This window comes from Borreliella yangtzensis (assembly GCF_014201775.1).
GTDB lineage: Bacteria > Spirochaetota > Spirochaetia > Borreliales > Borreliaceae > Borreliella > Borreliella yangtzensis.
Genome location: NZ_JACHFG010000014.1, coordinates 1 through 7,375, shown reverse-complemented (window position 1 = coordinate 7,375; position 7,375 = coordinate 1). Strand labels below are relative to the sequence as shown.

At 26.7% G+C, this 7,375-nt stretch carries 8 protein-coding genes and 1 pseudogene; 3 read left to right on the top strand and 6 right to left on the bottom strand.

Annotated elements, in window-relative coordinates; translation table 11 throughout:
• From HNP68_RS05730 to HNP68_RS05715, 4 genes are all read right to left on the bottom strand, one after another.
• Positions 1-85, bottom strand: an 85-nt coding sequence (locus HNP68_RS05730; protein ID WP_183221046.1) for a helix-turn-helix domain-containing protein, incomplete at its 3' end; no start/stop codon positions are given.
• A gap of 22 nt (positions 86-107) precedes the next feature.
• A complete protein-coding gene (locus HNP68_RS05725; protein ID WP_183221337.1) occupies positions 108-875 on the bottom strand; it encodes a ParA family protein in 768 nt (255 codons plus the stop codon).
• A complete protein-coding gene (locus HNP68_RS05720; protein WP_183221335.1) occupies positions 836-1,408 on the bottom strand; it encodes a DUF226 domain-containing protein in 573 nt (190 codons plus the stop codon). The genes HNP68_RS05725 and HNP68_RS05720 overlap by 40 nt, the downstream gene beginning before the upstream one ends.
• Before the next feature lie 9 nt (positions 1,409-1,417).
• Positions 1,418-2,512: a plasmid maintenance protein gene (locus HNP68_RS05715; RefSeq protein ID WP_183221332.1), complete on the bottom strand. Its 1,095-nt coding sequence runs from the start codon at positions 2,510-2,512 to the stop codon at positions 1,418-1,420.
• Between the two features lie 239 nt (positions 2,513-2,751).
• On the opposite strand from HNP68_RS05715, the gene HNP68_RS05710 reads away from it, so the two are divergent.
• On the top strand, positions 2,752-3,591 hold the full coding sequence (locus tag HNP68_RS05710; protein WP_183221331.1) for a complement regulator-acquiring protein: 840 nt from the start codon (positions 2,752-2,754) through the stop codon (positions 3,589-3,591).
• A 505-nt stretch (positions 3,592-4,096) separates the two neighbouring features.
• On the opposite strand, the gene HNP68_RS05705 is transcribed toward HNP68_RS05710, so the two are convergent.
• Positions 4,097-4,909, bottom strand: coding sequence for a virulence associated lipoprotein (locus HNP68_RS05705; protein WP_183221329.1), 813 nt, complete (start codon positions 4,907-4,909; stop codon positions 4,097-4,099).
• A gap of 189 nt (positions 4,910-5,098) precedes the next feature.
• Here HNP68_RS05705 and HNP68_RS05700 point away from each other — a divergent pair, with 189 nt between their 5' ends.
• Positions 5,099-5,926, top strand: coding sequence for a virulence associated lipoprotein (locus HNP68_RS05700; protein ID WP_183221327.1), 828 nt, complete (start codon positions 5,099-5,101; stop codon positions 5,924-5,926).
• Between the two features lie 388 nt (positions 5,927-6,314).
• Here the strand turns inward: HNP68_RS05700 and HNP68_RS05695 are convergent, their stop codons facing one another.
• Entirely contained in the window at positions 6,315-6,812 is a 498-nt protein-coding gene (locus HNP68_RS05695; RefSeq protein ID WP_183221325.1) for a P13 family porin, read from the bottom strand.
• Between the two features lie 201 nt (positions 6,813-7,013).
• On the opposite strand from HNP68_RS05695, the pseudogene HNP68_RS05690 reads away from it, so the two are divergent.
• Positions 7,014-7,375: pseudogene (locus HNP68_RS05690) on the top strand (protelomerase family protein); the annotation flags it as partial.

The following is a 7,375-nucleotide window of genomic DNA, read 5'->3' as shown; positions in this document are numbered from 1 at the left end:
TTACGCATCCAAATACCTTTGAAAAATATTTCTTTTGATTGGTGTTAGGATATATTCTGTACTTATAAGCTTTATTAGCACTCATATGTTTTATTTTTTGTTAAAACCTAAATTTTTTCTAAAATTTTTAAGTATTCTTTGTAATAATTTTCGCTTTCTTTTGGCTCTATAGCATAATCTATTACCTTTTTTAAAGCTTCACTTTTATGAACTTCTCCAATAAACTTATTTAGGTATTTTTCTTTTAATGCCGCCATAATCTCAGTTGAAGCAACTCTACCTATTTCAACTTTAGATGCAAAAATATGAATAATTTTAGTCTCTTTACCTAGAAAATTATTTTCTAGTTCCTTTATCTGATTTATTAGTAATGGTAAATTTTCAACCGCCCATCTTTCAAGCGGAACCGGTATTACAACTTTATCTGCAATCACAAGAGCATTATCAAGCTCTGATGATAAGCTTGGGGGAGTGTCAATTATTATATAATCATAATCTTCTAAATAATTATACAGTGCATTTCTAAGCATAAGCTCTTTGAACTGATTTCCTTCTTTACTAAATTTAGCAAGTTCTAAATAACTTGGAATAAAATCCAAATTTTTAGATACATTAATAACAACATCCTTAAAAGTTTTCTCTTTCTTTATTAAAGAATAAGAATTATAAATATTAATTAATTCCATTCTAGGATGATCTTGAGTTATGAAATAACTTGTAACCGCGTTTTGTGGGTCAAGATCAATAAGTAGTACTTTACTATTTTTATTAAGAATTGCTGAAAACATTATAGAGGAGGTGCTTTTACCAACTCCCCCCTTAATTGAAGCAATAGCTATGATATTTGGTTTTTTAGCCAATTTTTTTCTATCCATTTTATAAGAGGTCCTTTTTGTGGGTATTTTTTATCATAAAACTCGTATACTTGCTTTTCCAACGATGTAAACATGTCAAACAATGTATTACTATAGGGAACATTTACTTGTTCTTTTTTTAAAAACCGAAATAGACTCTTAAAGTAGCAAAAAATGCTTCCTTTTTTAAATCTAAACTCCATGTAATATGCTCTTGACAATAAATAAGATTTTTCAATTCCTTTAACTTCGTACCTTACAAAGATTTTCTTTATTGGTTTTTTATAACCATAATAAATGCCTAAGAATTTATCGTCTGCTCTTAATGCAAATAAATTAAATTCTTCAACTTTTGATTGATTGAATAATCTTCTTAATGATATACGAAATTTATTTTTGTTCTTGTTAAGTCCAAACTTATAAATATCCATCATTATTTTTGTGTGATACATTGTTTTATCATTGTCTTTTTCAATCTTTATAAAAAGATCTTTTTTATCTGAACATACAACTATTGGTTTATCCAATTTTGTTAATTTTTCTATGTTTTGCATATTTAATTCTTATACAATTTCTTCCAACATTAAAGATATTTTTTCCTTTTTTATTATTTCTAATAATTCATAATAGTATGTATCAAATACTTTATTATATTCTAATTTCTTTTTGCTGTTTAAATATGTTTTTAGAATTGGCTTTATAGTTTCAATATTTGATGTTTTTTCTAATTGCTCAATAAGAATATTGAAAATATTTATCTTTATATTCTCATAATCTTTTTGTGAGTTTTCTTTTTTTAATCCGATTGATTTTTCTAATTTGAACATTATTTTGTCTAAATCGCTATATTTTTGATATTCAATAATAAAATGTGGCTTATTTTTGTAGTTTTCATATATTTTTTTAAATTCTTTTTTCAGTTTTTCAGTATTGTGTCCTTTTTGTTCTAATTGTTTTTTGGTATTTTCTAGTATTTCTACTAATCTTTTTTGCTTTTCTTTGAAGCAAGAGTTACTAAAAGAAATATTTTTTCTTTTAGCTAGATTGTTTTCATATCTTTTTACGGTTTTAAATATTTCAATTGCCAAATTTGTTTTAATATTTAATTTTAATATCTTTGAAAGAGTTTGTTTATCGAAAAAGTTGCATTTATTGAAATATTTTATTTTTTTATATTCTTCTATTTTATTAAAATTTCTTTCTTCTTTTATATTATTTTTATTATATAAACACTCCCCCAACTCTACATTACCCTTTTTTGGGGATTTGTCTTTAATGTAGTTATTAACTCTAGATTTAAATCTAGAGTGTTTTTTTTCTTGAAAATATTGGTTAATTTTAAAGTGGCATTCATTTTTCTCACAATTAAGATAATAGTAAATTTCAGTACCAAAATTTACACCCAAATGTTTGTAGTAGTTGGTTGTTACTTTTATATCTTTTTCTAATCTGTAAAGATATTTTTGCAATGTTCTTAATGTAGTAGTAGCTTGACCATTCCTTTTTAGATTTTCATTAAAGTAATAGAGTATGGTTTTTTGTGTATATTGCTTATATTTAGTGTTTATGTATCCTAGTGTTGAAATAAGAACAATTAATTTATATTGTAACTTGTTGTGACAAGTTGTGCTTTTTGCATTATTAGGAATAATATACATTTTTTATCTCCATATTGGTAATTTATGATATATATTATCCACATTTTTTTATAAAAGTAAATGTTTTTCCCAAAAAAAATAGTGAATTGTTATTTTTTGATAAGCTCTCTTATTTAAGAGCTAAATAGTAATTCATCACAAAATGAGTTTAATATCGATTGATAATAATATTAAATTGTAATATTATTATTTTGAATTATAATTAATATTTAATAATATAAATTTATAAGGAGAGTATTTTGAAAAATTCTAAATTAAATATTATTAAGCTTAATGTTATTACAGCAATATTAGCTTCGATTTGCCTATCATGTGCACCTTTTGGCAATGTTAATCCAAACAAACTAAAAAATTCCACTACTTCTAAAATCTCAAAAAAAGTAAAGCGAAACAACAATTCTAGAAATCTAAAGAACCTAAACAGCCATACGAATGCAGAAAGTTCATTAGAAAATGACAAAAATCTTGAAAATGAATCTCAAAATTCAAAATCTTCAAATCAAAATTCTCAAGAAGAAACCACAATCTCAAAATTAGAAAACATTGGTAAAGACCTAGAAGCTCAAAAAAAGGAAGAAGATATACAAATAGCTAAAATAGCTAAATCTGATGGTGCTCAATATGATTTCTTAGAGACTTTTAAACTTAAAAATGATGATGTTTTTATGTTTCATGCAAAAATGACATTGAAAGGAATAATTTACCCATCCCTAAATTACGATACAAAAAAAATATTGGCATTAAAAGAAATTCTTGAAAAACTTGATACAGATAAAAACCAAATAGTAGCTGGAAACTTTCTAAAAACATCGAGGGATATTCAACAGCGATTAGAAGATGTGTATTTAAAGAAAATACAAAATGTATTACGCACTTTAAGCAAAGAAGAGGCCGAAAGGTTACTACAAAATGTAGAACGCAATTTAAAGATAAAACAAAACTTTATTAAAACCCTAAACGCAACTATTGATGCTTACGATAAAAATGTTGGTGGCATTAGAACAAATGATGAAGCTCTAGCAAGCCACATGAGGGATAAATACTTTTATGCTCTTAATCTACTAAATCAAGCTGATTAATCTAAACAAAGAAAAATAATATGCTGCACTCGATATTTAAAAAAGAGAAGTTAATTCTTCTCTTTTTTGTATTTATCAAAAAATATCAAAGAATACTCCACCTATAATTTCATAGAAATTATAGGTGGAGATGAATTTGTAACATAAGTTAGAATATAATGTGAACTACTATTTCTAAATCAAAGATTATAGAAATAGTAGTTCACTATTAGGGTGAGTTGATTTTAATTTTAAGTTACGCTATACTAAAAGCAATGTAGTAAATGGGAAAAATGAGCATTTATCTACTGTATTGGTATGTTTACAATTATGGGGCTTAAAGAAATTCTCTTATTTAAGAGAGCTTCTTTAAGCCCTATTAGTGTGTTTTATCAAAAAATAACAAAGAATTTTCCACCTATAATTTCTATGAAATTTAGGTGGAGATGAATTTGCAACGCAAGTTAAAGCATAATATAATAATGTGAACTGCTATTTCTATAATCTTTGATTTAGAAATAGCAGTTCACATTGATAGTATGACATCTCGTAGATTGTATGCCTCTGTAACCTTTTCCCCCATTTGATTGCTCAATGCATCTATATGAGATGTACGTTTAGTAAGATCTGTTTTTATTGAATTACTATCACTTTGATAATCTAATAAAAGTTGTTTTGATTCTTCTGCGACTATTTTTATTGTAGACAATAGCTTTTCAAATGATTGTTTAAGCTTTTCTAAATTTGAAATATCTAGTTTATCCAAAGTATCTTTTTGGGGATACAAGTGATCAATAACTTTGTCAAAGGTTTCTCCAAGATCGGACAAGGGATCGAAGATATTTTGTACCCTGCGTATTGGTTCTAAAATGCTTGAGAATTCTTTTAAGTCCTTAGTGTCAATAGTGCTTAAAATGGTATAAACATTTCTTCTATATGTTCTAGATTGTTCAGAATTTCCAGATAGAAGTTCTTTACTAGAAACCCATTCCATTGCTCTGAAAGCCATCCCATACCTATCATCGGGTTCTTTTTCCATTATTTTTATATACTTTTCTTTATGTGCATTAGCTACTTCTATTAAATTGTTTAAATCCTGAAGTAATTTATTTTTTATTTTTTTATTGGTGGCTTCTTCTTGTTTAGAAATTACTTCTGCGCCAGGCTTAAATGCCTCTCCAATTGGAAAGCCCTCTTTTTTCTTAGAGTTCCTTTCTGTTTTGGGTTTTACTGCATTTTTATTAGATGGACGCTTAATATTTTTTTTATTCATGCCAAAATCTGAGGTGCAAGCTAAAAATAATAAAAAGAATACATTTATAATTATAAGATGTTTCATGAATATTCTCCTTGAATGTCATTCAGTTATTAGTATAATAATATATTTAATTAATTTCAATTAATAGTATTTGATTAAATATATTAAAATAATATTGGGATAATTGTAATAATACGATAAATTAGTATAATTAAATTAATAGCATTTAATGCATTATCTTAATTAAACTAGGCCCCAAGGAGAATATTTATGAAATATTATGTAATTATAGGTATATTTTTTGCGCTACTTTTAAATGCTTGTGTTTCAGATACTAATGTCAATCGAAAAAATATTGAGTATCCATCTAATAAAAATGAATTAAAACCCAGCACAAAAGTAGTTCCTAATCAAAAAGGAAAAGAAGAGCAAGCACAAAAAGGAAAAGAAGAACAAGCACAAAACGAAAAAGACTTAATTAAAAAAATATTGCTTAATAATTTAATTAATTTAATAGAAACTGCTTACTCAAAAAAAGAAAAGCATATAAAAAAAATGGAAAAAGAACCCCAGGATCAATACAATATGTTAGTTTTTGAAAAAATAGGTTGGGGAGCAGGCACAGAGCTTATGAATGTAAATACTGATAGATCTATAAGGTTTAGAAGACATACTTATACCCTATTGGATACTATTGACGATAATGAATTAAAAGAATTTTCAGATATTATATTGCTTACAGGAGATGGAATTTTAATTTTAAATATCTATGGCAGCCTTGGAGGTACTCTTGACATAGTGTCTGACTACTTCTATCCCAAAAGAGATGCTTTGAATAAACTAGATATTTCAAATTTAGAGAAGATTAAAGAATCATTTGAGAAAATATTGTCTACAATAAAAGATGTCTCAGAAACGTCAAAACAACTTCTATTAGATTATCGAAATGATAAAAATCTTATAAAAACAGATGCTATTAAACGTGAAATTTATGTAGATTCGCTTCGCAATCGAATGCTAGAGAAAGCCATGGAGATGGAAAAGCTAAGAGATATCACAAAACTAAGTGAACTACTATTTCTAAATCAAAGATTATAGAAATAGTAGTTCACTTGAAAGCCCTAGTGATTAGCGACATAACGAATGGAACTACATTAGTTGTCATAACGGACAATACCACTACAGTAATGAAAATTGTAATTCTGTTACTTACCTTAAGCTTTTCAAAAAAAAATAGGTTATTAATTTTTATTAAATTTGCTTAGGGATTTCAAGGTCCTTAAAAATAAAAAAGGAGAAGATTATATTTCGTCTTTAATAAAAGGGTATGAGAATTGGTTGCTAGGGATGAAGGGTTCCAATCGTTGTGCCTCATAGCAGCTTAAGAGAAAGCTACCTGTTTGAGCCATTTACAATTATGGGGGTTTAAGGCTATTCCCTATAAAGAGAGTATCCTTAAACCCCAGTAGTATATGCTCTCTTCTATTTAATAACTCTTTTTAAATGAAAGTTGGAATCCGTTTATTCCAATATCAAAATTTGGTTCAAAACCTGCAAGCGAAATGCCAAGTTTTTTTCTAAGATCTGCATTGTGTCTATTTGCAAATGTAAATGGAATAATAAGTCCAGTTATGTAGGATGCAGTAATTGCAAGGTATCCAATTCCTAATAATGTTGTTCCGGTTATTGCTTGTGCTGGTCCGGTTGCTGTGCCTCCAATAATATACCCAGTTAGTGCTAATATTCCCCCCAATACTTGAGTTCCAAGCAGTGCGCCACCACCAATATAATCCCCTTGGACAAAAGATCCTATTCCTAAGGTAAGAAAGAAATTTAAAAGAAATGGCGCAAGCACGGTGGCTTTTTCACTTTCATATTTCAAAGTAGTTGAAATATCCCCAACACCTTTTCCAATTTTATCTTCTGATGCAAAGGTTTGAATTGTCAACCCAAAAATGAATATTAATGTAATAATTTTTTTCATATTAATATTCCTCCTAATAATTGAATTTTGATACTATCAATATTAGCGCAATTCCTGGAGTTTTTTGGGGAGGTGAACTACTATTTCTATAATCTTTGATTTAGAAATAGTAGTTCACTACAATCTATATAGATAGCCTTTTATTAAATCAGAAATTTTTTACTTAGTTAAAAATTTTTAACTTGGTATAATTGAACTAATATGCCTCCAAAAGTGAAGATAAAAAATGATTTTGAAATATTTAGAAAAGAGTTAGAAACTCTATATACTAAATATCTAAATAATGAATTTTCGTATTCAAAAGTGAAAGAAAAAATAAAAGTTTTTGCCGAAAATCATAAAGCTATTCTTTTTAGACAAGATAAATTTACAAATCATTCAATAATTTTAAATCTTTCGAAGACCCGTAAAATAATCAAAGAATATATTAATCTTTCAGTGATTGAAAAGATTAAAAGAGATAATACCTTTTTATTTTTTTGGAAATCGAAAAAAATAAAAGAATTAAAAAATATAGGAATTAAAGATCAGAAAAAAATAGAAGAGTTAATATTTTTAAATCA

What these genes read in the sequence shown, in the direction of transcription:
- HNP68_RS05725 (WP_183221337.1), bottom strand. Translation starts at nt 875, where the DNA reads ATGGATAGAAAAAAATTGGCTAAAAAACCAAATATCATAGCTATTGCT.
- HNP68_RS05720 (WP_183221335.1), bottom strand. Translation starts at nt 1,408, where the DNA reads ATGCAAAACATAGAAAAATTAACAAAATTGGATAAACCAATAGTTGTA.
- HNP68_RS05715 (WP_183221332.1), bottom strand. Translation starts at nt 2,512, where the DNA reads ATGTATATTATTCCTAATAATGCAAAAAGCACAACTTGTCACAACAAG.
- HNP68_RS05705 (WP_183221329.1), bottom strand. Translation starts at nt 4,909, where the DNA reads ATGAAACATCTTATAATTATAAATGTATTCTTTTTATTATTTTTAGCT.
- HNP68_RS05700 (WP_183221327.1), top strand. Translation starts at nt 5,099, where the DNA reads ATGAAATATTATGTAATTATAGGTATATTTTTTGCGCTACTTTTAAAT.
- HNP68_RS05695 (WP_183221325.1), bottom strand. Translation starts at nt 6,812, where the DNA reads ATGAAAAAAATTATTACATTAATATTCATTTTTGGGTTGACAATTCAA.